General features: G+C 59.4%; 22 protein-coding genes. 5 read left to right on the top strand and 17 right to left on the bottom strand.

Going from position 1 to position 26,996, the window contains the following annotated elements; all coding sequences use genetic code 11:
- Positions 1-188: 188 nt before the first annotated feature.
- Complete coding sequence (locus G7047_RS24320) at positions 189-1,001, bottom strand: fumarylacetoacetate hydrolase family protein (protein WP_166310830.1); 813 nt, start codon at positions 999-1,001, stop codon at positions 189-191.
- A 184-nt stretch (positions 1,002-1,185) separates the two neighbouring features.
- Between G7047_RS24320 and G7047_RS24315 the strand changes: the two genes are divergently transcribed.
- Positions 1,186-2,166 carry a tripartite tricarboxylate transporter substrate binding protein gene (locus tag G7047_RS24315; RefSeq protein WP_166310828.1) on the top strand — a complete coding sequence of 327 codons (981 nt, stop codon included), beginning with the start codon at positions 1,186-1,188 and terminating at the stop codon, positions 2,164-2,166.
- A 37-nt stretch (positions 2,167-2,203) separates the two neighbouring features.
- Here G7047_RS24315 and G7047_RS24310 read toward each other — a convergent pair whose 3' ends face one another.
- Positions 2,204-5,029 (bottom strand): midcut-by-XrtH protein, encoded by a 2,826-nt coding sequence (locus G7047_RS24310; protein WP_166310826.1) that lies wholly within the window; start codon positions 5,027-5,029, stop codon positions 2,204-2,206.
- Positions 5,030-5,160: 131 nt separating this feature from the next.
- Positions 5,161-6,132: a LysR family transcriptional regulator gene (locus G7047_RS24305; RefSeq protein WP_166310824.1), complete on the bottom strand. Its 972-nt coding sequence runs from the start codon at positions 6,130-6,132 to the stop codon at positions 5,161-5,163.
- A gap of 100 nt (positions 6,133-6,232) precedes the next feature.
- On the opposite strand from G7047_RS24305, the gene G7047_RS24300 reads away from it, so the two are divergent.
- The 3 genes from G7047_RS24300 (at position 6,233) to G7047_RS24290 (ending at position 10,042) form a co-directional block, all read left to right on the top strand.
- Entirely contained in the window at positions 6,233-7,453 is a 1,221-nt protein-coding gene (locus G7047_RS24300; protein ID WP_166310822.1) for an MFS transporter, read from the top strand.
- Positions 7,454-7,527: 74 nt separating this feature from the next.
- Positions 7,528-8,439, top strand: coding sequence for a PPK2 family polyphosphate kinase (locus tag G7047_RS24295; protein WP_166310820.1), 912 nt, complete (start codon positions 7,528-7,530; stop codon positions 8,437-8,439).
- 298 nt (positions 8,440-8,737) lie between these two features.
- Positions 8,738-10,042: a Glu/Leu/Phe/Val dehydrogenase gene (locus tag G7047_RS24290; protein ID WP_166310818.1), complete on the top strand. Its 1,305-nt coding sequence runs from the start codon at positions 8,738-8,740 to the stop codon at positions 10,040-10,042.
- 147 nt (positions 10,043-10,189) lie between these two features.
- On the opposite strand, the gene G7047_RS24285 is transcribed toward G7047_RS24290, so the two are convergent.
- The 11 genes from G7047_RS24285 to G7047_RS24235 form a co-directional block, all read right to left on the bottom strand.
- Positions 10,190-10,606 (bottom strand): thioredoxin family protein, encoded by a 417-nt coding sequence (locus G7047_RS24285; RefSeq protein ID WP_166310816.1) that lies wholly within the window; start codon positions 10,604-10,606, stop codon positions 10,190-10,192.
- A 32-nt stretch (positions 10,607-10,638) separates the two neighbouring features.
- Positions 10,639-12,009, bottom strand: coding sequence for a hypothetical protein (locus G7047_RS24280; protein ID WP_166310814.1), 1,371 nt, complete (start codon positions 12,007-12,009; stop codon positions 10,639-10,641).
- 9 nt (positions 12,010-12,018) lie between these two features.
- A complete protein-coding gene (locus G7047_RS24275; protein WP_166310812.1) occupies positions 12,019-12,990 on the bottom strand; it encodes a hypothetical protein in 972 nt (323 codons plus the stop codon).
- A gap of 14 nt (positions 12,991-13,004) precedes the next feature.
- A complete protein-coding gene (locus tag G7047_RS24270; protein ID WP_166310810.1) occupies positions 13,005-14,600 on the bottom strand; it encodes a PAAR-like domain-containing protein in 1,596 nt (531 codons plus the stop codon).
- 12 nt (positions 14,601-14,612) lie between these two features.
- Complete coding sequence (locus G7047_RS24265; RefSeq protein ID WP_166310808.1) at positions 14,613-15,674, bottom strand: hypothetical protein; 1,062 nt, start codon at positions 15,672-15,674, stop codon at positions 14,613-14,615.
- 11 nt (positions 15,675-15,685) lie between these two features.
- Positions 15,686-16,777 carry a DUF2169 domain-containing protein gene (locus G7047_RS24260; protein ID WP_256376790.1) on the bottom strand — a complete coding sequence of 364 codons (1,092 nt, stop codon included), beginning with the start codon at positions 16,775-16,777 and terminating at the stop codon, positions 15,686-15,688.
- Between the two features lie 12 nt (positions 16,778-16,789).
- Positions 16,790-17,326, bottom strand: coding sequence for a DUF6484 domain-containing protein (locus tag G7047_RS24255; protein WP_166310804.1), 537 nt, complete (start codon positions 17,324-17,326; stop codon positions 16,790-16,792).
- A complete protein-coding gene (locus tag G7047_RS24250; protein WP_205904670.1) occupies positions 17,316-19,709 on the bottom strand; it encodes a type VI secretion system Vgr family protein in 2,394 nt (797 codons plus the stop codon). The genes G7047_RS24255 and G7047_RS24250 overlap by 11 nt, the downstream gene beginning before the upstream one ends.
- 144 nt (positions 19,710-19,853) lie before the next feature.
- On the bottom strand, positions 19,854-20,876 hold the full coding sequence (locus G7047_RS24245; RefSeq protein WP_166310802.1) for an AP2/ERF family transcription factor: 1,023 nt from the start codon (positions 20,874-20,876) through the stop codon (positions 19,854-19,856).
- A 17-nt stretch (positions 20,877-20,893) separates the two neighbouring features.
- Positions 20,894-21,595 (bottom strand): hypothetical protein, encoded by a 702-nt coding sequence (locus G7047_RS24240; RefSeq protein WP_166310800.1) that lies wholly within the window; start codon positions 21,593-21,595, stop codon positions 20,894-20,896.
- Between the two features lie 86 nt (positions 21,596-21,681).
- Positions 21,682-22,476 (bottom strand): helix-turn-helix domain-containing protein, encoded by a 795-nt coding sequence (locus G7047_RS24235; RefSeq protein ID WP_166310798.1) that lies wholly within the window; start codon positions 22,474-22,476, stop codon positions 21,682-21,684.
- Between the two features lie 108 nt (positions 22,477-22,584).
- Here G7047_RS24235 and G7047_RS24230 point away from each other — a divergent pair, with 108 nt between their 5' ends.
- Complete coding sequence (locus tag G7047_RS24230; protein ID WP_166310796.1) at positions 22,585-23,838, top strand: MFS transporter; 1,254 nt, start codon at positions 22,585-22,587, stop codon at positions 23,836-23,838.
- Between the two features lie 11 nt (positions 23,839-23,849).
- Here G7047_RS24230 and G7047_RS24225 read toward each other — a convergent pair whose 3' ends face one another.
- The 3 genes from G7047_RS24225 to G7047_RS24215 all read right to left on the bottom strand — a co-directional run bounded on the left by G7047_RS24225 (position 23,850) and on the right by G7047_RS24215 (position 26,913).
- The gene (locus tag G7047_RS24225) at positions 23,850-24,527 is read right to left on the bottom strand and encodes a helix-turn-helix domain-containing protein (protein WP_166310794.1); all 678 of its coding nucleotides are present in this window, start codon (positions 24,525-24,527) and stop codon (positions 23,850-23,852) included.
- A 51-nt stretch (positions 24,528-24,578) separates the two neighbouring features.
- Entirely contained in the window at positions 24,579-25,664 is a 1,086-nt protein-coding gene (locus G7047_RS24220; protein WP_166310792.1) for a hypothetical protein, read from the bottom strand.
- Positions 25,665-25,770: 106 nt separating this feature from the next.
- Complete coding sequence (locus G7047_RS24215; RefSeq protein ID WP_166310790.1) at positions 25,771-26,913, bottom strand: FAD-binding oxidoreductase; 1,143 nt, start codon at positions 26,911-26,913, stop codon at positions 25,771-25,773.
- Positions 26,914-26,996: the final 83 nt, after the last annotated feature.

Here is a 26,996-nt window from a genome sequence, read left to right as displayed (position 1 = left end):
ACGTGCCGCAAACACCTCTTCCAAACTGATTTCCGGCGGTTGCTCGAGCAGAGTGACGAAGGAACGCAGCGAGTTCTGCCGGAGGTATTTCGAGCGCGTTTTTGATTACTTTTTGCGCGCAAGCAAAAAGTGATTGCCCCGCCGGGGGCAGTCCCGGCCTCCGTCCTCAACAAGAGAACAAAAGGAATTCAAAGCACCAACCGAACAAACCCAACCCCATCAAACCCCACCTCCACCACATCCCCCACAACACCAACCACCGCCCCCACCCAATTCCCGGTAGTCACCACAGTCCCCGCAGGAACAACAACACCGTCACCCCAATCCACCACATGCCTCACCCACTGCGGCAGCAACCAGGCCGGATCGCCCAACGAGTGCGTGCCGACAAATACCTGTTCAGGTGACGCCCCCACCCGCACCACGCAGCGCTGCGCCGACCAATCACGCCGCTGATACGGAACCCAGTCACCCAGCACAAGCGCCCCGTGCACACCCATGTCAGCGAGCTTGAGCAGTGGCGGGAGGTCGTTCAGCGGTTGTGCCCAGCGGCTGTCCACCATTTCGATGGAGACGGTCATCGCATCGATGAACTCGTGTGCGGTCTCGGGAGTCATGTTCGCGGCTTGTTCTGCAGTCACATCCTGGCCGAGGCGCAGGGCAATTTCTCCTTCGATCAGGCGGTGGTGCAAAGGAAAAGGCCATGCACCGGCGTTTGCAGGTGAGGTCCATATGCCCGCGTCGGGCAAGGGGGCGTGGGTGATGACCGATGCGCGATTCGCGCCGCCGGATTTCCAGTGGCGTGGCACTGGCGTGGCGAAGTGGCCGAGTGTCTGGGCCACGCCGCATTGCACGGTGTAGGCGTCGGCCTCGCTTTGCAGCGCATCATTGGCGAAAGCGCTGGCGTCAGCGAGGATGGCATTGCGGCGTGCGGTGCACAGGGCCTCGATCATCGAAGCGACGGCGGAGGTTGAGGAGGCAGGAGTGGCGTGTGCGGTCATGGGCGCATTGTGCATGCGTGAGGGCACGGCCAATACTTGTCTTTTCTCCGCAGGCAAATCGCGCGACACAAGCACTCTGCCCGCATGCGCTGGACAATGTGCGCTCGCAGCGCCCCGTGCATGGCCGCCGCTGCAACCCATTCGCCTGTTTTTCGTTTTTTCCGATTTGAAAGATCCGCTCACCATGTTTGATCGCCGCCGCTTTCTCGCGTCCAGCGCCGCCGTTGCCCTGCCTTCCATGATTCCGGCCCTCGCCCGCGCCGAGAAAGCCTGGCCTGGTGCGCGCACGATCCGCGTGGTGATTCCCTATGTCGCGGGTGGCGTGTCCGACTCGGTAGGCCGCCGTCTGCTCGAGCAGGTGGCCAAGGAGCTGGGCCAGTCGATCATCGTGGACAACAAGGGCGGCGCTGGTGGCACCGTGGGTATGGCCGAAGTGGCGCGGGCCAAGGGCGATGGCTACACGTTGGCGCTCACCGCCATCAGCCCCGTGACGCTGATGCCGCACCTCATGAAGCTCACCTACCAGCCGGATGACGTGATCGCCGTCGCGCCGATGATGTATTCGCCGATCTACCTGATGGCGACGACAGCCTTCAAGGGCAAAACGCTCGAGGACATGATCGCCGAAGCGAAAACCAAGCCGGGCAGCATCCGCTGGGCGACCTCGGGCATCGGCTCGGTCGGCCACATCATGCTGGAGCAGGTGCAGGCGAAGACCGGCGCGCAGTTCATCCACGTGCCATACAAAGGCATCGCGCAGACCGTGACCGACGCGGCCAGCGCGCAGTTCGAAATCATGACGGGCAACCCGTTCGGCACCATCAACAGCCTGATCGATCAGGGCAAGCTGCGCCTGCTGGCCGTCACCGGCCCCAAGCGGGCGCCGAATCAGCCGAACGTGGCGACGCTCGCCGAAAAGGGCATGGCCGAGGCCAATCTGACGTCAATGTTCGGCTTTCTCGCCCCTGCGGGAACCCCTGCCGACGTGGTCGCGCGCCTGAACGCGGCCATCGCCAAGGAAGTCGCTACGCCCGCGATCCAGGAGGCCATGCACCACACCGACAACATCCCGATGCAGCAGAGCGCCACGGATTTCGAGGCGCTGCTGCAGAAGGAAAGTCAGAACAATGCGGCGATCATCAAGAAGGTAGGCATCAAGCTTTGACCCTGCAGGCCCGCTATGGGCGGGCCCTGCTTTGTCATCAATCGACGATCAGCTTGTTGTTGTTCAGCAGCTGCGTGATGATCTGCTGATCCGTCGTGGCACCTGAATATAGCGACTGCAGATTCACACTGGTCAGGAGAATCTGCTGGGTTTCGGCGCTGTTGGTGTAGCTGGCACCCACGTTATGCGAATCCGCGCCGAAGCCACCGGTATGGCTGATGTGGAGGATGGTGTTGCCGCCCGACACCTCGAAGTGCAGATAGTCGGCCAGATTGCCCGCGCTATTCAACGGGCCGACGCTCTCGCCTTGCAGGAGCTGGCGCAGATCCAGCACGTCGCCCCCGGCCGTATTGCTGCCGGCGGCAGTCACATTGAAATTCTGGATGGTGTCCACGGCCGGTGAACCTGCGGTGCCCTGGTCGCCCAGTTGCCAGACGAACACATCCACGAAGCTTTCGCCTGCGTCCCCGCCCTTGAGCGTGTCGTTGCCCAGCCCGCCAATGATCACGTCGGCGCCGCTGCCGCCGTTGATGACATCATTGCCCGCTCCGCCGTTGATCACATCCGAGCCGGTCCCCGCCGTGAGTGTGTCGTTGCCTGCATCCCCGTTGACGATATTGTTGCCGCTGCCAGCGTTGATGACATTGTCCCCCGAGCCGCCCTGGATGTGCTCGCTTGCTGAGTTGCCGGTATAGCTGCCGGACGTTGTCGTGGTGACATCCAACGTCGTGTATGCCGCCTTCAAGGTCACCACGTTCGAGACGAACGCCGTGACCCCGGTGACGGTTTCCGTGGCGGTCACCTGCACGGTGAGATGGGTGGCAAGCGTGGTATAGCTGCCCGGCAGATTCAGCTTGAGATTGGGCAGATCCGCTTGAGTGAACTGCCACACTCCGCCGCCCAGATTGGTGCCTGCGTTAAACGTGAGACCCGTCGGCACGTTGCTGACCTTGGCGGTCAGCGTCTCGGAGCCGTCCGTATCGACCAGTCTGGTGATGATGGGAAACGCGACGGAGACGCCGCCGGTGCCGTGGGCATTGGCAACCAGGCTCCTCATCACGACGAGCGACGGCGCAGTGGCGCTGCCTGAATCCACGTGCACGGTGACCGTGCCGATAGCCGTGCCGCCCTTCCCGTCACTGATCGAATACTGGAAAGAGGCCGCGCCTTCAAAGTTCGCGTCGGGCGTGAAGGTCACCGCATTGCCAGTAATGGACACCGTTCCATGGCTCGGGTTGTTGACGCCCGTGATGGTAAGCGCGTCGTTGTCCGGATCGGTGTCGTTGGCCAGCAGTGTGGCCACGGTAACGGTCTTGGCGGTGTTGATGACCGTGGACAGAGTGTCCGCAACCGCGACGGGTGTCCCATTGACTACCGCATTCACGATCACCGTCACGCTAGCGCTCGAAGTGCCGCCATGACTATCCGAGACGGTGTAGGTGAACGCATCACTGCCCACAAAGCCGGCATTCGGTGTGTAGATAGGATTGCCGGTGACGGCGTCAATCACCACTGAGCCATTCGCCCCTTGGGTGACACCGGCCACCTGCAGCGCATCGCCATCCGCATCGGTGTCGTTGGAACGCACGGCGATGGTCACTGCCGTGGATTCGTCGGTGGACACCGTATCATCGTTGGCCATCGGTGCCATGTTGGACGCAGTAACGGCAATCATCACCGCGACCACCACCGCCCCGCCCTTGCCGTCGCTCACGGTGACGGAGAAGCCGTCGCTTCCCGCATACCCCGCAATCGGCGTGTACGTGAAGCTGCCGGTTGCGGAATTCAGCACCACAGTGCCATGGGCAGGAGAGCCCGAGATTGAAAAGGACAGCAGATCGCCGTCGGCATCGGTGACCGCGATGTTGCCGCCCACTGGCGCGTTCTGATTCGTGCCGAGAGAAACGTTCGACGTCACCGGAGCGCGGTTCACCGTCACCGTCAGCTCCCCAACGACACCGGTATGCGTGGTGTAGCCCATCTGGATAGTCGACGTTGGAAATGGCTTGGCCGCAAGGAAGGTGAACGCGCCATTTGCCTGCAGTGTGAAGTCGCCCTTTCCGGCCACGCTCGCGCTCTGCCCCGCGAGATGGCGCACGCCGTCGAACACAAAGCTCGCGACCAGCAGCGGACCGTCCGCATCCGAATCATTGCCGAGCACATTGCCCGACACGCTCTCGCCTTCATTGACGGCTGCAGCATCGGCCATCACCACCGTGGGCGCCGCACCCGTCACTGCATCTGCCGCTTCGGCGCACAGCTTGGCGACATCGACCCAGCAGGTCTTGCCTGCGCCGACGTTGCTGCCCGATGCGCACTGTGCCGACACTGGTGGCGTGCTGGCGACAGGCAACGCGGCTGGAATGCCCTGGGCAAAGCAGATGTCCCAGGTCGGTAGGGTAATACCTTTGATCTGCAGAGTGACATTGGAGGCGTTGGTGAATTCGACCGACACGAACCCCACGACAGTACCTGCCATTTCCACAGGCTGCACCGGCACATTCAGCGTTTCACCGCCTGCCTGCGTGAACTGGCGCTGCAGCATTTGCAACTGGGCAAGCACCGCATCACCCCAAAAGACCGTCGCGCCCAGCGCCAGCATGGTGCCGCCGAGCGCCACGTTGCGCAACGTGCTCATCGACACGCCCATGCGCCGTAACAGCCAGAACGCCGCAGCACACAGCCCGAGCACCAAAGCGATCAGCGCCAGCGGATGGTCCACCGGAACGGGGACGGACGCAGGTGCGACCGCCAGCGGAGCGGTCGTGATCGTTTGAGCGCGGCTGTCGAGACTAACCGCTGCAAGCAACACAGCAAGCAGCGCTGATTCGCCACGAATCGACGTCTTCGGAATATTCGCCATGCTCTTCCTCCCATTGCCATCGTAGTGAGTAACACCAGGGCAAAACGAGTTCCATTGCCCTGAGGTGGGCATCTGCCCGCGCAAGTGTCACGCAACCGGAAGATGTGAGCAACCGGAGCGTCCCACTGAAATCAGTTGCTCATGCCGGGAATGTGTGGAATTGCTGCCTTCATCGCATCTACGAACTGCCGGAGCCGCGCCGGATAGAAGCTCGCGTAGGGATAAAGAATGCTGACGGGCAGCGGCGCCACTTCCCAATGAGGAGCGAGCGGCACCAAGCGCCCTGCACGGATGTCGTCATGCACGATCCACGCAGAGGCGACGCAGGCGCCCAGCCCCGCAAGGGCCGCACTGCGCAGGGCATACAGGTTGTCTGTGGTGAGGCGCGGCGTGATGGTGAGCAACTGTCGGGTCTCGGCATCGTCCACACGTTGGAAGCGCAGCTCACGCCGGTAGAAAGTGCTGAGCGCGAGCCAGGGGAGCGCCTCAAGCTGCTCTGGCGACTGCAGCACGTCTGCGCGCCCACCCGCCAGCAGCACGGGAGCGGCCACAGCGATGCGGCGGACGTGGGCCAGACGCACGGTGACGACCGAAAGACCGGTAATGTCCTCCAGCGGCCCGACGTGTATCGCGCAGTCGACGCCCTCGCCCACAAAATTCGGCGAGCGATCATCGAGCATCCATTCGACATTCACCTCGGGGCAGCGGCGCAGGAACGCGGCGAGCGGCGCCACCAGCTGGTCCTGCCCGAAGGCGTGCGGCACCATCACCCGCAGATTGCCGCGCGGCTGGTCGCGCGGGCCGCGCAGGTCGGCCTCCATCTCATGCCACTGCGCGATCAGTTGGCGCGCGTTCTCGAAGCAGCGCCCGCCGTCCTCGGTGAGCTGCATGCCGTGCGTCGAGCGCTGCAGCAGCTTGATGCCGAGCAGCCGCTCGAGCGTCTGCAGACGTCGGCTCATCGTCGGCTGGCTGGTGCCGAGCTGCTGCGCCGCCGCCGACAGGCTGCCCGCCTGCACGATGCGCACAAAGCTGGCGAGGAGCTCGATGCGATCCGAGCCGGGTGGCTGAGCGTTTAAAAAGGGGCTTGAAATGGTGTTTGTCATGCGCGATGCGTATAACCAATCTGCGGTGCAGCCTACTACACATGGGCATTCTCAGCCAAGACAATCCGCCAATGCCTTTCCTCACTCACAGGCCTTGGATATGTCAGTCATACAAAACATGAATACAACCGCTGCCCGCCCCCTTGTGTCCACCTCGACGCCCGTCGTCAGCTCCAAAACGCTGTTACTGCTGGCCGTGGCCGCAGGCACCAGCGTGGCCTCGCTCTACTACAGCCAGCCGATTCTCGGCACGCTGGTGGACGATCTGCAGGCGAGCGAGCGCCTTACCGGACTGGTACCCACACTCACCCAGCTCGGCTATGCACTCGGCATCCTGCTCCTTGCGCCGCTCGGGGACCGGTTTGATCGCCGCAGCATCATCCTGATCAAGGCCGCGCTGCTAGTGCTGGCCCTGCTCGCGAGCGGCTTGGCGCCCGGTATCGGCGCACTGCTCGCGGCCAGCCTGGCCGTGGGCATGGCCGCCACCGTCACGCAGGACGTGGTGCCCGCCGCCGCCACACTCGCCCCGGCCGCGCAGCGCGGGCGCATCGTCGGCATGGTGATGACCGGGCTGCTGCTGGGCATTCTGCTGTCGCGCGTGGTGAGCGGCTTTGTGGCGCAGTGGTTCGGCTGGCGCAGCGTCTACCTCGCGGCCGCCGTGGCTGTGGCGCTGATCGGCGTGTCGCTGTGGCGTGGCCTACCGCGTTTCGCACCAACCACGCAGGCGGGCTACGGCCCGCTGATGCGCTCGATGCTCACGCTGCTGGGCAAGCACGCCTACCTGCGCCGCGCCATGCTCGCGCAAGGCCTGCTGTCGCTCGGTTTCAGCGCGTTCTGGTCGATGCTGGCAGTGATGCTGCACAGCCAGTTCCAACTGGGCAGCGCGGCGGCGGGCTCGTTCGGACTGGCCGGCGCCGCGGGTGCGCTGGCCGCACCGCTCGCAGGCCGCATCGCCGACAAGCGCGGGCCGGAGACCGTCACCCGCCTCGGCGCAGCGATTGCTGCTGTGTCGTTCGCGCTGATGTTCCTTGCGCCCTTCCTGCCGCCGCATGCGCAACTGGCGTTGCTGCTCGCAAGCGCCGTGGGTTTCGACTTCGGCGTGCAGGCATCGCTCGTCGCACACCAGACCATCGTCTACGGCATCGACCCCGATGCGCGCAGCCGCCTGAACGCGCTGCTGTTCACCGGCGTGTTCATCGGCATGTCGAGCGGCGCCGCACTCGGCGCACAAACGATGGCGCAATGGGGATGGACGGGCGTGGTGGCGCTGGCCACGGCCGCGTCGCTCGCCGCATTCGCGGTGCGCCTGATGAGGCGGTGACATCCGACAGGCGCGCCCCAACCGCTCGCGCATACTGGGTGCCATTTCAAACCCATTCTTCTTCAGGAACCGCGATGGCCCAGCAGCAGTCCAGTAGCAGCAACCCGTTCGACATCGACGACAAGGCCACGCGCGAGCTGTGGAAGAAATGGCAGCCCGGTGGACAGCCCGAGGCAAAAGAAAGTCCAAAGAGCAACGGCAAGGACAAGTCGGCGTTCACGCTCGCCAGCTTCGACCCTGCAGCCAAGCCCTTCGCCAAGGGCGACAAGTCCGAGAACAAAGTGCTGATCGAACAGATCGCCGAGCAACTCGATCCGCTGCAGCAGGTGTTCTATGCCGACCGCCGCTTCAAGCTGCTCGTCATCCTGCAGGGCATGGACACCTCAGGCAAGGACGGAACAGCGCGTGGCGTGTTCGGCGAGATGAGCCCACTGGGCGTGCGCTCAGTGAGTTGGAAGGCACCCACCGAAATCGAGAAGTCGCATGACTACCTCTGGCGCATCCACAGCCAAGTGCCCGGAGCGGGCGAGATCGTGATCTTCAACCGCAGCCAGTACGAAGACGTGCTCGTACCCGTAGTCAACCAATGGATCCCCCCCGAGCAGCAACAGCAGCGCTACGAGCACATCAACCAGTTCGAAAAACTGCTCACCGACACCGGCACGGTGATCCTCAAGTTCATGCTGCACATCAGCAAGGACGAGCAGCGCCAGCGCCTGCAGGAGCGGCTGGACGACCCGGCCAAGCACTGGAAATTCGAGATGGGCGACATCGAGGTGCGCAAGCAGTGGGACCAGTACCAGCAGGCCTATGAACAACTGCTGCCGGCCACACACACGCTCTGGGCACCCTGGACCATCGTGCCCGCAGATTCGAAGACGCACCGCAATCTGATGATCGCCACGATCACCCGCGCAGTGCTGGAAAACCTCAAGCTGAAGTTTCCCGAAGGCGATCCACAATTGACGAAGTTCAAGGTGGAATGAACCCCTAAAAGCGTGTTTACGATCTCCACGCGGTCTTGCAGGCGCGGCCTCGGGCGGTCTGCTGCGTTGCAAATCCTCGCAATAGCACGAGCTATTGCGAGGATTTGCGCCTTGCAGCCCATCCCGACCCGCATCCTGAAAGCCTCTCGCTGAGATCGTAAACACGCTCTACCGCGTCACGACAGGGTTATGCGTCCAAAGCATAACAACGATACAGAGCGGCCTTGGACAGGATAAATTGGCAGGAATACAGTGCGTTCCGTCGTGACCCATTAACCCATCACGCAAGGCAAACCCAATGTCCAAATCCAAAGACACCTCTGTGGCTTCCCATCCGCTTCCGTCCTACCTGAACGCCGATCACCTCGGGCCCTGGGGCAACTACTTGCAACAGGTGGACCGCGTGACACCCTACCTCGGCGATCTGGCCCGCTGGGTGGAAACGCTCAAACGCCCCAAGCGCATTCTGATCGTTGACGTGCCGATCGAGCTGGACAACGGCACCATCGCCCACTTCGAAGGCTACCGCGTGCAACACAACCTGAGCCGTGGCCCCGGCAAGGGCGGCGTGCGCTTCCACCAGGACGTCACGCTCTCCGAAGTGATGGCGCTGTCCGCATGGATGAGCGTGAAGAACGCCGCCGTCAACGTGCCCTACGGCGGTGCCAAGGGCGGCATCCGCGTCGATCCACGCAAGCTCTCGATGCCTGAACTGGAGCGCCTCACACGCCGCTACACCAGCGAAATCGGCATGATGATCGGCCCCTCCAAGGACATCCCCGCGCCCGACGTCAACACCAACGGCCAGATCATGGCCTGGATGATGGACACCTACTCGATGAACACCGGCGCCACCGCCACCGGCGTCGTCACCGGCAAGCCCGTCGACCTGGGCGGCTCACTCGGCCGCGTGGAAGCCACCGGCCGTGGCGTGTTCACTGTCGGCATGGAAGCCGCCAAGCTCTCGGGCCTGACGGTGCAAGGCGCGAAAGTTGCAGTGCAGGGCTTCGGCAACGTGGGGGGCACAGCCGGCAAGCTGTTCGCAGAAGCGGGCGCCCTCGTCGTCGCTGTGCAGGACCACACCGGCACCATCCACAATGCCAAGGGTATGGACGTGATTGCCTTGCTCGAACATGTCTCCAAGAAGGGCGGCGTGGGCGGCTTTGCAGGCGCGGAGAAAATGGAAGACAGCGCCTTCTGGGGCGTGAACTGCGACATCCTGATTCCTGCGGCACTCGAAAGCCAGATCACCAAGGACAACGCAGGCAAGATCAAGGCCAAGCTCGTGATCGAAGGCGCCAACGGCCCGACCACCCCCGAAGCCGACGACATCCTCACCGACAAGGGCGTCCTCGTCCTCCCCGACGTGATCGCCAACGCCGGCGGCGTGACGGTCTCGTACTTCGAATGGGTGCAGGACTTCTCGAGCTTCTTCTGGAGCGAAGACGAAATCAACGCCCGCCTCGTGCGCATCATGCAAGAAGCCTTCGCAGGCATCTGGGCCGTCGCGCAGGAACACAAGGTGACACTGCGCACCGCGACCTTTATCGTGGCCTGCAAGCGGATTCTGCATGCGCGCGAGATGCGTGGGCTTTATCCTTAATCTGCCGCTCGGCATAATTCAAAAGAACAAGGCGGCTTTCAGGCCGCCTTTTCTTTCGCACATCTGTGGACACAATGACAGAGTCGCCCCTTCCCATCATCATGCCCCCGAGCAAGTTGCTTGATCTAGCCCCGCCAACTCCTGCCTTTATCTTGCAGACGACTGCGCCCAATCTTGCCGCACAAGCCTCGCAAATATTCCTGGATCTTCACCAACGGGTGACTTCGCATCGTGTGCTCCAGTCAGCGCCTCATGCAATGATTGCTCCGTGTCGTTCAATGTCACTTTTCTGACCAACACACCACGCTGGTAAATGCACAGTTCCGGCAATGTTTCGGGAATGTAGTCGCCGAGAAATTCCACATGCTCTTCCAGATCGAGCCACAACATCACCACATGTGGCGGTGCTTGATACGCAAGTTCGTCAAAAGCAGGTTTGAGTAACTGGCATTTTTCGCACCAAGCTTCGGCTCCAATGACGACCATTAACTTGCTGGTAGTTTTAAACAAAATATTGCTGATCGTGACTGCATCCGACCAAGGGTCTAATGAAGAAGTCGACATGAGTTTCAAATATCCCTGCGATTAAATAGAACCTAGTTCAAGACGGATAAAGCCTGTGGCCATTGCCGAACCATCTCGGATTGCTGTTTCCAAAATGAGGATTTGATTGAAAGGGCAATAGGCTTGAGCGTAGCCACTGATGCGCGCTGTATGGCAATCCATCTCAGCGCTTGAGGCGCATCCCATAAAATCTGACCCAATGTTTCGTGCGATGGCCCGGTAGCCCAAAACAAGGCAACATCGGAATCAGGCTTCGTACCAAAGGCTACGATGCTTTGCAATGCAGGCATGGGCAGCCCCGGATCGAGCTCGTCGGTAACACTGGATGCTCCGCCGTCTTTTTCAAGATCCGGAAGTACTAAACCATTTTGTTCGAGGTCATAGCCGGTCATGCTTGACCAGACCCAACCAGCCAATCTTGCACTTTCCGGTTTACCAAATTGAGAAACAACCCATCGCAAATAATTGGCATCCCCATGGTGAAGAACAAACGACAAAGCAAGACGAGAGGGCAAAATTTCCAACAATCTCGAAATGTCTTTTTGTCCAAGTGGCACTGCAAGTGCAAGATGCCGTATCCATCGGGCAAGTCTGTGCTCTGATCGATTTTTGAAAATGCCTTTCAATGAGGACAGCTGATCAGACAGCTTCCAGCACGAGATCCATAAAACACGAACGTTCGCCAGTTTCTCACCAACATTCATCTGCAGACACGCAATTGCCGCTTCTGCGGCTACTGAGTCATTGCCGTCTTGCAGCAGCGTTTCAAGCAAATTCTGGGCCTCGAACACATGGGCCGATCTGCACGCGGCCGCCCTGAGAGAAGGGTCAGCATGGTGCAACAAACCCTGAAAACGAGCACGCCATTCCACACGGCTCAGTCGGCTGGAATCAAGAAGCTCCGGAGCTCGCGCAATAGCCCTCCAACCGACGACTTGCAGCACCGGAGAACTACACGAGTCGCCAAACTGGTCAACAAATGACGCGGATTTTTCAATCGCCCCCCAAAGAAGCGCTCCAACCATCCCCCTGATCAACCGATGAGGATCTGCAAGTAAGATCTTTGTAATGTCATCCAAGCGCTCCGCAACTGATGGTTCTTCAGAAGCAAGGAGCACATAGGTGCAAACAAACATTTCCCCAGGCCCTCTCCAGCGCTTCAGAGCCTCAAGGGCGATTTGCCAACCCAGATTTCCTGCGACGACAATACCATCAAGATTGGCGTCAAGCAGTCGATCAAAGTGCTTCAAATCCCTCAGGGTCATCAAAGGCGAATGCGTCGATTTATCATGTTGTTGCCAATAAAACACCGCATCCCCCACGTGTCGCTCAACCAATGGAGGAATCATCAAAAGATCGAAATCTTTTGTCCCTGCAATATGGGTGGCTGATGATACAGTCATTTTATTTGATCAATATGGAGAAACAAGAGTTCTCCACTCCCGCCCGTCGTAAGACATAACGACCGAGGGACTCGCCACAACCAACAAACCATCACGTGCATCCATGTGGCCATAAACAGGTACTTTTTTTCCATCTGGCATTTCATCCAAAGTGGGCGATATCATTTCCTTTCCATTCCAAACGCGGAGCTGGTAATCTGAAGCAAGCCAAAGCCTGTTCTCAAACCAGAGAACATCATTCCACATGATGCTCGCACTGCCCTTGTAAATCAGTTCCCAATTGGACTCCCTACCCCGCCAGAGACTACCACCCTCGCCAGAAATATATACGTACCCATCTCCCGCACACGTTACAGTAGCGAGTTGCAAGTTGCTCGGAAATCCTTGCTGCTGCCAACGAGTACCATCAAAGCGCCATACATCACCATCTCCGCCGACCGCATACATATCTGATTCCGAGAAGGCATCCATATCCTTGAATCCCTGCGATATTGACGCCTCCAACATTGGAAATCCTTGCAATTTCACCCACAAACCCACACCATCTCTTTTGTAGATATTATGGAAATCGCCAATCGAGTAAGCAAATTCGTTAATACATTTCACCCTTCGCGTTGCTGGAATACCACCTCGATCAATGAATTCTTCTGACGAGTGAACGCCTCCACCCATTAAATTAACTTGACCATCATGATTTTGCGACACCACCATGCCTTGTCGCAATGGTTTGGTACACACTCCCAGCATCGGCTTACTGAATCCCTCCAGGATAGTCGAGCCAAATCTATCTCCAATTTTTGACAGTACATCAAGCACAAACAACTGGCTTCGAATATCATGATCCCATGATAGCGAAGCCTTTTCAGCATTGACCTTCTCCCGCAAACATAAATAAACGGCACCAGCATCCCGAACGGCGCAGTCGGTAATATTCCATTTTTTGAAATATTCCTTCCAAATGGATTCAATCAAAAAACTCATTGCGGATCCACCCTTTAAATATCTGCACCGGAACCACCAGTTTCAACCGTCTTGCCATTTTTATCCACCGCCTTTATTCTCCCTCCACGACACATTTGTAGATAATACGCCTCCAGCTGCGCCTTGATGCATTTTTTTGAGCACTTTGAAAATGGAAATGCCCTAGCATGGGATGCTGCTGCTGCCTCAATAGCATCTTCCACACTCATAGTGCCATCAGATGCCACTTTTCCACGCGTAGCCATGCCCCGAACAATTGCATCCATATCATCATGTACACGTTTATGGCTACCAAAGTGTTGGCTGGTTCCCTCTACGCATACAGTAGGAGCGACATTGTGATCATAGTTGGGGCAACTAGATTTATCCTTGGCCATCGCCCCATATATTAGATGATGCCCCGTTTGCCCATTGCAGCACCCACCTTTATCTGCCGATTCGACTTTTGACTGCCCCTTTGTATGTAAAGGATTTCCGACACCATCATTTTTATATGGAACAAGATTGCATTTTCTCGCACGAACGCAGGCATTGAGCGTAGCCAATGCATCTTGCGTTTCCGTAGCTAACTCCTGCGCCTTTTTCAACTTCTCCTCAGGAGAAAGATTCTTCAGATCCTCGAAGTCTTTCGATATGTTTTTGAGTCTTTCAGCCTTCTGCTTAAGTACTTCTATCTGCTCAAGGGCTTCCGACGCAGCGGCCTTGATCTCTTTCACATCACCTACAGCGATAGCCACATCTACAGCAGACCATATTCCCATGGCAATGTTTCCAGCAAGCGGCACAGATGAACCCGCCAATTGCTTCACTGCCGCTTTTGCCGCCACTTTTGCTGCCGCCTTTGTTGCAGCATTGATGACCAGGTCCTTAAGTATCGGCTCAACTATATTTATCACATTGAGTTCTTGTGGCAATATAGCCGCAAGCTCAGATAACTTGTCGATGTATGCAAGCGCCTGACTTGGATCTGCTATCGGTACCTCAAGCCCTGCACAATGGTCATCAGTCCAATGCCAGCCATTTGCATCTCTACGGCCCTTTTTCCCCTTCAATTTATCCAGTAGCTGAGAGAGCTTGCTCTTTTTTCTCAACTCTTTTTTGGTATCGGAATGCTCACGATCTGGCTGACAAGCGCGTTCTATCTTCTTTTCTTCATTTTTGCAGTCGTGACTAAACCATCCACGCGAAACGTATGGAAAAATTGGCGTATTGGACGGCATGGAGCCATGATTGTGGCTGACGTTATCCGTGTGCCTTGCCACGCCCAGCCCTTCAAAAATGACATCTTGAGACCATGAGCGAAAATAGGCCTTGCCTTTTATAACTCGCGTCCTCAAGCCTTTCTGAAAAGCATATGTAGCAGGCTCATTTCCCGTGCTTGTTGAGAAATAGGCCTTGTCCTCAATAGCAACTGTTTTTCCCTTGATGAAAACAGTTCTGGTTCCATTGGTAATATCGCGAGCGAATGCGGTATTTCCATATGGGATAACGATCGGGCCTGCGCTCGGTGGTGGAGGACTCCAGCATGGGTCAGGAAAAGCCGTCTGGGCGACTCCCTCCGTTGCTCGACAGGCAATTTCCTCATCATTTGCGTATACATGCGTGGCCACAATCCGCCTCCTTCATCTGTATTGCACTGCGATGGCTGTGCGCAACCCGTTGTCGTTTGCAAAATGCAACAACCCACTAGGCCCCAGTAGTTCGTCAGGCTGCATTTCACGACCAACCCACGCAAGAGTCAGCGGGCCGCAGGCGGCACCTATTTCTCCAACCGATTGACAAACCAAACGATGTGGAAATTCTTCCATTTTTGAAGTCATGACCCGGTCCATCGCCAAAGCTGCCTCTTTGAAGTACCACTGCTCTCCATTTACACCACTGGCATGAAAAATATAATCGTCCGGGGTTCTTCCAGCGCTTTCAATGGCATTCCTCATTGCCTGTGCAAGCCCTTTGGCGAGAAGCGGTTTTCCATTGATTGGGCTTGCCACCTCTATTGCCTCACCCCATCCTTCGATCCACAAGGATGGCTCACCATTTTTCGGCGCGGCTGTAGTCAAGGCAACTGCGGCGGCGGCCTCCCCCGGAATAAAGCCATCTGAATTTGTCGAGCACCGGATACGCTCATGCATTAAATGATGGGAAATGGAGGCGGCATCCAAATAGCTGTCAACTCCCACTACGATCACATAGGGGGGTGGCGTCGATGTTCGAAATAACTCAGCCGCATTGTGAAGTGCTACACCAATGCCCGCCTTGCCAAGCGATGCACGTCCAGATTTTGAATAAAATTCACCATCGCGCAAATGCTGACGTAGCATTAATTGAAGATCCGAATCAAACCTTGAACCGCGCTCATCCTCTGATCCAATAAGCAATATGGGAACCTCGCCAAGATCTGCCACCTGAAGTTGGGAAACGCACTCACCAATGGCATTCCCATACATGAATTGAAGCCTACGGGATCCCCATTCATTTGTTCCGTAAATAGATGCCCCGCAGATCGGTTCTCCAGCATGATCAATGAACTGAGTTTCCCGAAAATGATTTAACCTCGCACGAATTGCTGCGATGGCTGATTCGGCAGTATTTCCGACAGAACAGCAGACGCCACTGGCGGCAATACGCATTGGCATTGGCCTCGGCCTTATTGGAAATGAAGAATCGTTGATTTTTATACTCATACCGATTCCTCTCACGACCGACAGCCAACGCAGTTGGCCATAGTATCCACCCCTAATCGCTTCATTTTCCACCAGTGTGGATCCATACTACCAACCACTACAGTAGTGAACTCCTGAATTCGTCTACGTATTGGTGTGCTTGCCCGCCATACTACTGAAAAACGCTGCAATTCAACCTCGAAAAATAGAGTATCAGCCACAGCTTGAAGCGTCTCGGCACTCAAGTCAGATCTCAACACATGAATCTTCATGTGATTCATCATTGGTAGTTGAAATTTGAGATTTGAAAATTCTCTCGACAGATGCACCAATTGCACAATTTCGCCCCCTTGGGGGTAAGGAATTTGTTGATCAAGAGGGGCACATTGATGAAACTGTTCGTCAAAGTCTTCAGGCAAAAATGGAGCTTGCTCTTTTCTCCATTTTTCATCAAAGGTTCCAGCATATTGAGCACGTGGCAGCCAATGTCTGCCCAGTGCACTCAATGCGATTGGGGCATATTTTTCATCAGGAAAAGCGATCCGCTCATTGATGTTTTCAAGATTCGCGGCGGGAGTACCGTCAATCACCCCGATGGTGGCTGGTCCAGCCCACCCGATGCCAGCCGGATTGGATAATTGAGCCTCCGCATGCGTTGCACCATTTCGCTCGAAGTATCTGACACCTCCAAATGCATGCCCAAAATGAAGCGGCATTCTTTCAAAAGGTTCGGGATCGGAAAAACTAAACCCCGATATTCCGCTACGCCAAATCCTGTTTCCGAATACACGAATAACTTTTTGACTAGCGCCAACCCGAATTCCTACTGTCAGCTCTTTGACCGGTGTGCACTCTGGTGCATGCGCGCACGCATCGAAGATGACATCGCACCGAGATTTGTAGCGCACATGATCGTCCCCATAGCGAATCGCGGATTCCCCTGGCACACCAAAATACTCATCCGAATCACAAAAGGGGGTCGGATGCAAAGGACGTGGTCGTTGTCCGGGTTTTGGGATGTTCCAACTTGCCTTGGCGATCACCACCAAATGCTCGCACCCAGAAGTGTCCAAGGCGATGAAATAGTCAGAGCGTAGAGTTTTAGACGAGCACACGAACTCCATTTGGGCGCACCCTCAATTGATCTGCACCGAACCGCCACGGATTCGCTGTCCTGCTTCCGCATGGCTGGTGATGTATTGGCCGCGCAACATGATTCGGCCGTCCGCTTGCAGCAGGATGGCAGCCTCTCCACAACGAAGCTCCAATTCGTCTTTCGCCTGAACAATGACCCGCCCGTCATCAGTTTCTACCGTGACACACTGACCACGTACAGCCATCTCAGCTTGAGGCTGCTGTATCAATCCCAAAATAATAGGGAAGCTTTCTTCTCCAGACTCAAATCCAAGCACTACATCTCGACCATAGTCCGCCTTTGACACCGCGACCAAAGTGCGTGCAGCAATGGTGCTCGATGACGCCCCAAAAGCCACGAGCGGTCTTCCAAGCTGATCTACAGATAGAAGTGTGCCCAGCTGAATTCCACCAGCAGAAGGCTGGTGACTATTTGTACGCTCGGATGAGACTCCTTTGGAGAGTAGTTCATCTATTGAAGATGACTTGTGCCCCACTCCAGCCCCGTTTTCCTGTTGCGCAATGGCTTTAGTTTTCAAGGATCTTTGCTCCCTTCATGGTGATGTTGCCATCCACCTTGACCTGCTTCTCCCCGGTCATATTGGTGTAGAAATCATGGCCGTTGATGCTGATCGTTCCGTCTTCCTCCAACTTCAAAGAAGACTTCCCGACAGTCAAAGTAATGCTCTTCCCATCCATCGTGATGTTCGACGCGGAACCGCCTCCGCCACCCCCACCGCCCGATGAAGGACCCGGCGCAACGATATTCATCGCTCCCGGCGGTGAAGCACCGCCACCGCCTCCTCCAGATCCGCCCCCCCCGCCCACCGTCAGTGTGTAGAGCTTCCCAACCGTGGACGCTTTGGTATCGCCGATGGCAATGGTCTCGTTGTTACCGACGCTCAGAGACTTGTTCTGGCCAACTGTGGTGTTCATCGTGAAGCCGACGTTCGTGATCATCGTGACGCCGACATTGGTGTTCCATGCGACGCCAACGTTGGTCATCTTGGCCACGCCCACGTTCTGCATGTAGGCGATGCCGATGCTCTGGGTCTTGAGCAGGCCGATCGTGACGTTCTCGATCATGCCGATGCTCTTGTTGCGGTTTATGCCGATGGAGACCTTCTCGCTCAGGTCCACGGTGCGATCGCGGCTCTTGTGCACGGTCAGCGTCTCATCCAGATCTACCTCTTCCGTTCGCCACCCATGCACATTGATCTTTTCGTTGCGATCCACGATCTCCGTGCGGTCGCGGTGGATGGTGTTGAACTCGTCGCGATCAATGGTTTTGCGGCGGTCGTTGCCTACCCACTTTTCCTCGTCATTCTCGACCTCGGTGAGTTGGTCTTTCTGGGCATGCAACCAGAGTTGTTCTGCCCCCTTTTTGTCCTCAAAGCGAATCGCGTTGGCGTCGCCCGCACCATTCTTCATACCGTCGCCACCGGCTCCGCCCAGGCTCGAATGGGTCTTGATGCCCGACTGCGTCTTGTTGGCCGGCAGGTCCCAGGGCGGCATCTGCATGGCGTTGTATACGCGGCCGGTGATGATGGGATAGTCCGGGTCGCCGTTGAGAAAATCGACGATGACTTCCTGGCCGATGCGAGGGATGTGCATCGATCCATAGTTGCTGCCCGCCCAGGTCTGGCTCACGCGTATCCAGCAGCTGGAGTTTTCGTCATTCTTGCCGTAGCGGTCCCAGTGGAACTGCACCTTCACGCGGCCGTATTTATCGGTGTAGATTTCTTCGCCACCAGGGCCGGTGACAACTGCGGTTTGCGGGCCTGTGGTGTGTGGCTTGGGCGTCGTGCGCTGGCTGCGATAGGGGACGGTCTTGGGCACCACGTTGAAGCTGATGCGATAGGTCGTCGGGCTGTCGGCGCCTGCGCGTTTGCCTGCACCTGAACCGCCCGCGCCGTCACTTCGGCGCACGTTTTCTTCGAAACGGTAGTACGCCGATTCGATCAGATACTCTTTGTTCTGATCGTCACGGAGATACTTGGAGAGCGTGAACAGATAGCCCGGTGCGATGTTGCGCGCATTGCCTTCGCCCTGCGCCTGTTCGCGCTGGGCCTTCTGCTGTTCGATGCGCACGCGGGCGTAGTTCTCGCCATCGCCTGTGTCGGTGTAACCGCCGGGCCAGTCGTAGAGTTCGCGGCTGTCTTCAGTGTGGCCTGCGGGTTGCTGCTGCTTGGTTTCGAGCAGTGCCTTGGGTTTTTCGAAGTCGTAATCATCGCTTGCGAAGTGGCCCGACGCGATGTCTTCGGCGAAGCTCCAGCCGTCGATGAAATCTTCATCGTGCACATGGGCTGCGCGCTCGCCGGGGTAGTAGGGAATGGTCGTGGGGCCGCTCGGCAGCGGGCTGTGGCTGCCGATGTCGTCGGCGAGCACGAGCTTGTGGCTACCCTGGCTGTGTTCAAAGAAGAAGTAGCCGCCCTCAAGCTCGAGCAGGCGCGAGACGAAATTGAAATCCGTCTCGCCGTACTGCACCATGTAGTCCCAGCTGCGGTAGTGGCCCGAGAGCTTGTCGTCGATGGTGAAGCCGTAGGGACCGAGCACTTCCTTGATGATGTCGGGCACCTTCTTGAACTGGAAAATCTTGTAGTCCGAGCGCCGTGTCGCGTGCCACAACCAGGGGCGCAGCACGGCTTCGTAGCTGAAGTAGTCGCCGTCCCGGCCGATGTAGGTGAACTGGGTCACCTGGCCCGAGAGAAAACGCTTGCCGCCACCTCCGAGCTTGGTGGTGAGGTCGATCTCGATGCTCATGTCCTTGCCGAGCAGGCTTTTGGCGCCGATCGACGAACTCTTGCTGATCAGCCGCACGCGGTACTCAAACAGACGGGAGATCTGCTCGCTTCCCTCCAGCGAGCGGAACTCCAGTTGATCGCCCAGTGGACTGTGGGCGATGAAGGTGCGATTCGCCATGAAAGAGCTTCCCTTGGTCGCTGGCCGCAATGGCCGTGAGCGTCACGAGCGGCGCGGCCGGAACAGCCAAGGCACCCGTCATCAAAAACGTATCAATAGCACTTGAACAATAGCGTGAATATATGACAGACGCGCAAAATTGCGTCAGTCCGCAGACGAAACGGTCTGTAACGGTGGCAGTCGCGGCACGCTGAAGCCCTGCAGCATGGGCTGCAGCTCTGCAGGCGGGGAGCTGCGCAGATAGTCGCTGGCCGGGTCGTCCAGCCGGTGGCGCACGAGAAAGCCGGTCTGCACGTCGCTGGCCAGAAAGTGGCGCTCGAAGAGGCGCTGGAATTCGTGCACATAGGCTGCGCCCATCAGCTCCTTCAGGCTGCTCTGGATGAAGCTCCAGACCTCGACCTGCCGGTCCTGCCAGCTCGCGTGCAGCAGCGACCATGTCTTGCGCTTGAGCTGCGAGGGCGGGCCACCGTTGCTGATGATGGCGAGGATCGCGTCGTGCCCGCGCTGCTGCTGCGTATAGGTACTGATGCGCACGTGGACATGGCGCGGCTTGAGCGCATCGAACCACGCGTTGAGCCATTCGAGTCGACGTTTCAGCTCGTCGGCATCGAGCGCGGGGGCGACCTCGTCGCGGGCAATGCGCTGCGCGGCCACCAGATGTGCGAAGTGTGCGTTGGCGCTGGCGGTAGCGTCTGGATGTACGGTCGCGAAGCTGTCGGGATACTCCCGCAGCAGCTCTTCGCGCGCAGCAATCGCCAGTTGCTGCGCGCGCTCTTCGCCGTGGTCCTTGACGGAGAAATAGCGCCGCCTCGGCTTGTCCCGGCCGATGCTCAGCGTCGCCAGCCAAGCGACGAGCTTGCCGTTCTTGTGGAGGGCCTGAACGCCGGAGGTGCCCGAGGTGTTGGACGAGCGCACTTTCATGCTCTGCTCGCGCTGCGTGCGCGGCGGGAACAGGCGCATCGCGGCGTCGCGGTAGGCCTCGGCCATCAGCAGTGCGGAGGGCTTGTCGCCGTACACGCCGTCGTAGAAATGGCGCACGATGTCCACGCCCTGGCGCTTGATGCTCGTGGTCCACAGATGCACCGGAATGCCCCGGGCGTTGACCGTATCCACGCGCACGATGCTGTAGCTGGACGACTCGCGCTTGGGCTTCGGTTTTGCGGTCACGTCGGCCTCGCGTGGCGCTATTCCGCGCGGATCCAGACCCATTCGACCAACGCCTCGTCCGCCTTGGGGGTGACGCCAAGCGTGGGGAACAGTTCGGTCTCGTTGCGAAAGACCAGCCGCGCCTCGGAATTCGCGAAGTATTTCTGCATGGGGTGCGAAGTGGGCAACGTGGCCTCGTACCAGCCCGCGCGGCGCGCGCGGGTACCAGCGGCGGCGCGCAACGCAGCCTCACCAACCGCAGAAGCAACCGCGCCCTCGGCGGCACGCTCTGCGAGCGGTAGCCACTCGTGCATCTTCACGAGCGTCAGGCTTTTCAGCCGGCCGCGTTCGTCGAACAGGCACTGCGCCACCCAGCCATGGTCGTGCGGACTCTGGATCTGGTAGAGCGCGATGGTGCGGTCCTGAATCAGCGGCTCGCCGAAGAACTGGTTCGCCATGGCGAGATTCGCCTTGGCACCGGGCAGCCCCTCGGGCCACGGGCCAGCCCATGCGGAATCATGGTCGACCTCGGTATGCAGCGTGACGCTCTGCAGCCCCCACTCGCTCATGTCCTGCGATGCGCCCTCGCTCAGCACCTGCCAGTTGGGCTGCAACTCAGCCACCGGATGCCGTCGCAGATGCCGCTCCCAGTCGGCATGCGTGGCCTTGCGCCCCAGAAAGTGCACCACCGCTTCGGGAAGCGCCTGCCACAAGGTACTCAGAATGCTCGGAGATCCCATGATGTCAATTGGCCGTATTTTTCAATAGACTTAGCCTACCACGACTCGATGGCACTGGCCTACGCGGCGCGGTCCGCCGCACGCCCTCAACCCTCCGAGAAGAACTGGCTCGGCGTCTGCCCGAACTGCTTGCGGAACATGGTGGCGAACGCGCTCGGACTGTCGTAGCCGAGTGCCAGCGCCACGTCGATCACCTTCTGCCCCGTGGCCAACAGCTCCAGCGCGTGCAGCAGCCGCGCCTGCTGCCGCCACTGGCCGAAGGTCATGCCGGTCTCCTTGTTGAAGAGCCGCTGGATGGTTTTCACATCGATGCCAAGGCGCTCGGCCCAGTCGGTCATGGTGGAGGAATCATCGAGCCGGCGCTGCAGGTGCTCGCAGATTTGCGCGAGGCGCGCGTCGGTCGGCATGTGCAGGTGCAGCGGCAGCACGGGCAGCGCGCGCAGTTCGTCGAGGATCAGCCGCATGAGCCGTCCGTCGCGCGTGCCCGGCTGGTAGGGCTGCGGCACGTCCTGCGCCGCGCGGATCAGCTCGCGCAGCAGCGGCGAGATGCCCACCGCCTGCGTCGCGTCGAGCAACCTCGGTCCCGCGTCGGGGCGCACCAGCAGGCTGCGCATGTGCACCTCGCCCACGCAGCGAATCTCGTGCAGCACGCCCGACAGCACCCAGATGGCGCGCGTGGGCGGCACCACCCATTGCCCGCTCTCGGTCTTCACCACCATCACGCCACGCACCGCGTAGATGAGCTGGTGCTTGTTGTGCGCATGCGGCGCGATGTACCAGCCCGCCGGGTAGTCGGTGACGCGGCAGTTGATGGGCGCGGACAGGGCCTCGATCTCCTTCAGAGACTCGGGCAGCGGCTTGGGGTGATGAATGGTGCTCATGTCCTTTTTGCGAAGCTTTATGACTGATTGGCGTGAGACAGGCGCACCAGTATCCCCGAATAATCGCAAAACCATTTCGTTTTCGCCTGCCATCGCCGACACAACACCATGACAACAACCTCCACCGCCGCCATGTTGGACGCGGGCTCCACCGCATCACCGCTCCAGCAACCGCAGCAGCAGCAAAAAGCCAAGCCCGCGTTCGGCGTGCTCGCCTCGATCAGCGGCGCCCATATGGTCAACGACATGATGCAGTCGCTGATCCTCGCGATGTACCCGATCCTCAAGGGCGAGTTCTCGCTCTCGTTCATGCAGATTGGCCTGATCACGCTGACCTACCAGCTCACCGCCTCGTTGCTGCAGCCGCTGGTGGGCCTGTTCACCGACAAGAAGCCGCTTCCGTATTCACTGCCCTTCGGCATGATGTCCACGCTCATCGGGCTGGTCCTGCTCGCCTTCGCACCGAGCTTCGGCATGGTGCTGTTGGCTGCCGCCTTCGTCGGCGTGGGCTCGTCGATCTTCCATCCTGAATCCTCGCGCATCGCGCGGCTCGCATCGGGTGGGCAGCACGGACTCGCGCAGTCTGTGTTCCAGGTCGGCGGCAACGCGGGCACGGCCATCGGCCCGCTGCTCGCGGCGCTGGTGATCGTGCCGTTCGGCCAGCGCAGCGTGGCCTGGTTCGCGCTCGCGGCGCTTGTGGGCATCTTCGTGCTCACCAAGGTCAGCCGCTGGTATGCAACGCACCACCTCGCCAACGCCAAGCGCAAGGCGCCCGCAGCCGTCGCCGCGCCGTACCCACGCAACGTGGTGATCTGGGCCATCGCCGTGCTGCTGGTGCTGATCTTCTCCAAGTACTTCTACATCGCGGGCCTGAGCAGCTTCTACACCTTCTACGTGATCGAGAAATTCGGCCTCTCGGTGCAGAGCGCGCAGATGCACCTGTTCTATTTCCTGTTCGCATCGGCCGTGGGCACGGTGCTCGGCGGCCCCATCGGCGACCGCATCGGCCGCAAACCGGTGATCTGGTTCTCGATCCTCGGCGTCGCTCCGTTCGCGCTGATGCTGCCGCACGCCAACCTGTTCTGGACCACCGCGCTCACCATCCTCATCGGCCTCGTGCTGTCCTCCGCGTTCTCGGCGATTCTGGTCTACGCGCAGGAACTCATGCCCGGCAAAGTGGGCATGGTCTCGGGCATGTTCTTCGGATTCGCGTTCGGCATGGGCGGGCTGGGTGCCGCAGTGCTCGGCGTGCTCGCAGACCGCACGAGCATCGACTTCGTGTATCACGCGATTGCGTACCTGCCGCTGCTGGGTGTGGCCGCGATTTTGCTGCCGAAGAAAGCTCGCAAACAAGCCCACTGAACGGCTTCAACTCAGCAGCAGACTGACACGACCTCCGCAGGCTGTTTGCTGAGACTCACGTAGACGTGTCCGATGCCGCTGTCGAAGTACGCGGCCTCGTGTTTGCCGAGTTCCACCGTCTCGCCGTTTTCAAAAACGATGCGCACGCGTCCCGAGAGCACCATCACGAACTCCTGTCCCGGATGCCGGATGGTTTCGGAAAAATCGCGCGCCTCGCGTGCATTGATCACCGCAACCAACGGCTGCATCTTCTTGGCCGGATAAGCGCCGCAGAGCACGCTGTACTCGTACTGATCGGTCTCGTAGCGCTGCACGTCCGCAAAGCGGTCCTTCACGACCGTGGGGTGTTCGCCATCGCCTTCGATATCGGCGGCGGAGACGTCGCCCGCCATGAAAAGGCGGGTCATGTCGATGTCGAGCGCGGAGCCGAGCTGCAGCACCTTTTCATAACTCAGCGCGATCTGGCCGCGCTCGGCCTTGGAGATGGTGGACACCGCAAGGCCGCTGCTGGCCGCCACCTGCTGCAGTGTGAGGCCACGCTCCTTGCGGGCCTTGCGGATCTTGAGGCCCACCTCATGCTTGCCTGCGGGCGGTGCAGCTGCAGCCACATTGGCATTGGCGGCGCGAGCCCCGGGCAGTACTTCTGCGAGTACCTTGTTGGCGGTGGTTTTCTTTACGGGGCGAGTCATGCGCGCCATTCTAAAGAAGCAGACGCCACCAGTCCGGCGCGCGTACCCCGTTCAGCGGCGGGCGGTCAGCACCTCGGGCGTGCGCTTGCGCGACATGCGCAGCCAGCCGATAAGGCCCAGCGCCATCAGCACGAAGCCGATGTATCCGTAGACCGGATAGACCATGCCCACCAGCGTGATGAAGCCTACGAAGCTGCCACCCAGCGCGACCACGCCCGCCACCGCCGTGCCGATGCGGAACTGGCGCGTGCCCGCCGGAACGATGCGCGCCATGAAGGCGTAAAGCATGCCGACCGCCGTGTTCAGAATCATGCCGAAGATGACCAGCGACATCAGGTGACCCAGCCACGGCGAGATCTGTGTGGCGATCGACAGCATGGGCATCGACAGACCGCCGATGGTGTCCATGCGCAGATACATGGCCGCAGCGATCAACAGCATCAACACGCTGAGCAGCAGACCGCCCAGAACACCGCCCCACAGTGCCACCTTGCGCGAGCTGGCCTGGCCGCCCATGATCACGAGAAACGGCATGCCCGCCACGGTGTTGTACGACACATAAAGCAGCGCCGCGACCAACCAATGGCTTGCACCCTTGGGCTGCGTTTCGGCAGCGACCTGCAGCGCGGCGTGGTCGGGGTGCGGCGTCATCAGCACATAGCCCGCGACCACGATGGTCATGAACATCAGGAACGGTGTGACCGCGCCGATGAAAGCGATCACGCTGGTCACGTCAAGGCACACGATGATCACGGTGGCGATGGTTGCAATCACGCTACCCCAGACCTCGGGCACGCCCAGCCATTGGTGCAGCAGCGATCCCGCACCGGCCAACATCACCACGGTGATCGCGAACAGAAAGAAAGTGATGAGCACGTCGAACACCGCGCCCAGATGCTTGCCCAGCATCGCGGTGACAACCTCCTTGTGCGAGTTCGCCATCAGCCGCTGCCCCATGGTGGAGAACACCATCGACAGCAGCACGAACACGATGCCCGCGACCACGCAGCCCACGAGGCCGATGCTGCCGAAGCTCGCGAAGAACTGCAGGATTTCCTGCCCCGAGGCGAAGCCCGCCCCCACGATCACGCCGACGAACGCGCCTGCGATCTTGCACACTTCCTTGAACGGACTCATGTGTTTGTCTCCCGATGGAATATTGGAAATTGGGTGAGTTGAAGAACAATGCGATGCCTGCCAGCTCCCAAGAACGGGAGCTGGTCAATTGGCGGCTTTTCCCGGATCAGTCGAAACGCGCCGGGCTCAGCTTGGCCGTGTCCACGCCGTGCTGGCTGACCGACTCGGGCAATGCCTCACGCAGCAGCAGCGCACACGCGGTGGCCGATGCGCCTGCTGCCGTCTGGATGCCATAGCCGCCCTGGCCAGCGAGCCAGAAGAAGCCTTCGCGTCGCGTGTCCCAGCCGATCACGAAATCGCCATCGGGCGCGAAGCTGCGCAGGCCTGCCCACACATGGTTGGGACGGCGGATGCGCAGGCTGGTGAGCTCTTCGATGGCATGGATGCCCATCGCCACGTCCAGCTCCTCGGCCACCACGTCGTGTGCGGGCACCGGATCGGCATTCGCGGGCGAGCCCAGCAACTGGCCCGCATCGGGCTTGAAATAAAAGCTCTCGTCCACGCCGATGACCACGGGCCACGCATGCGCGTCCACACCTTCGGGCGGGTGGAAGGTGAAAGCCGTGCGGCGCTTGGGCTGGATGTTCAGCGGCTTGGCACCGCAGGTCTCGGCAACCGTGTCGGCCCATGCGCCCGAGGCATTGACGACGGCGCGCGCACGCACCACATCGCCTCCGGGCAGCGTGAGCGACCAGACGCCGCTCGCCTCATCGCGCTCGGCGCCCATCAGCTCGGCATTGCAGCGCAGTTGTGCGCCCTGCTCGCGCATGCCGCGCAGAAAGCCCTGGTGCAGCTCAGCCACGTCGATGTCGGTAGCGGCCTTGTCGTGCACCGCGCCGATGATCTTTTCACGCTCGAGCACCGGCACCAGTTCCTTGGCGCGGTCGGCGGAAATCATTTCAGCCTCAAGACCATCCTTGAGGTACATGGCGAGCGCGTCGTCGAGCAACTGCTGCTGTCCCACCTGGCCGACATAGAGCACATCGCGCGCGGGCAGCAGCTCGTTGCTGCAGAAGCCTGCGGGGGGTTGCTCATAAAAGCTGCGACTGGCGCGGGTGAGTGCGCGGATCTGGTCGGTGCCGTAGCTTTCCATGAACATGGCGGCCGAGCGGCCTGTGGAGTGATAACCCGGTTGCGATTCACGCTCCAGCACGATCACTGAAGCCCCCTTTTGCGCGAGACGGTAGGCCACGGAAGCCCCCGCCATGCCCGCGCCGATCACGGCAAAGTCGAGCACGTTGTCAGTCATAGCAGTCCATTCGAAATTTTTCCAATAAGAAAATTATCGCATTGGAAAATTCCTGAGTGTGTCGTGGTTTACCTCAGGACCTG

This window comes from Diaphorobacter sp. HDW4A (genome assembly GCF_011305995.1).
GTDB lineage: Bacteria > Pseudomonadota > Gammaproteobacteria > Burkholderiales > Burkholderiaceae_C > Diaphorobacter_A.
This window is presented reverse-complemented; position numbering and strand designations above follow the sequence as displayed.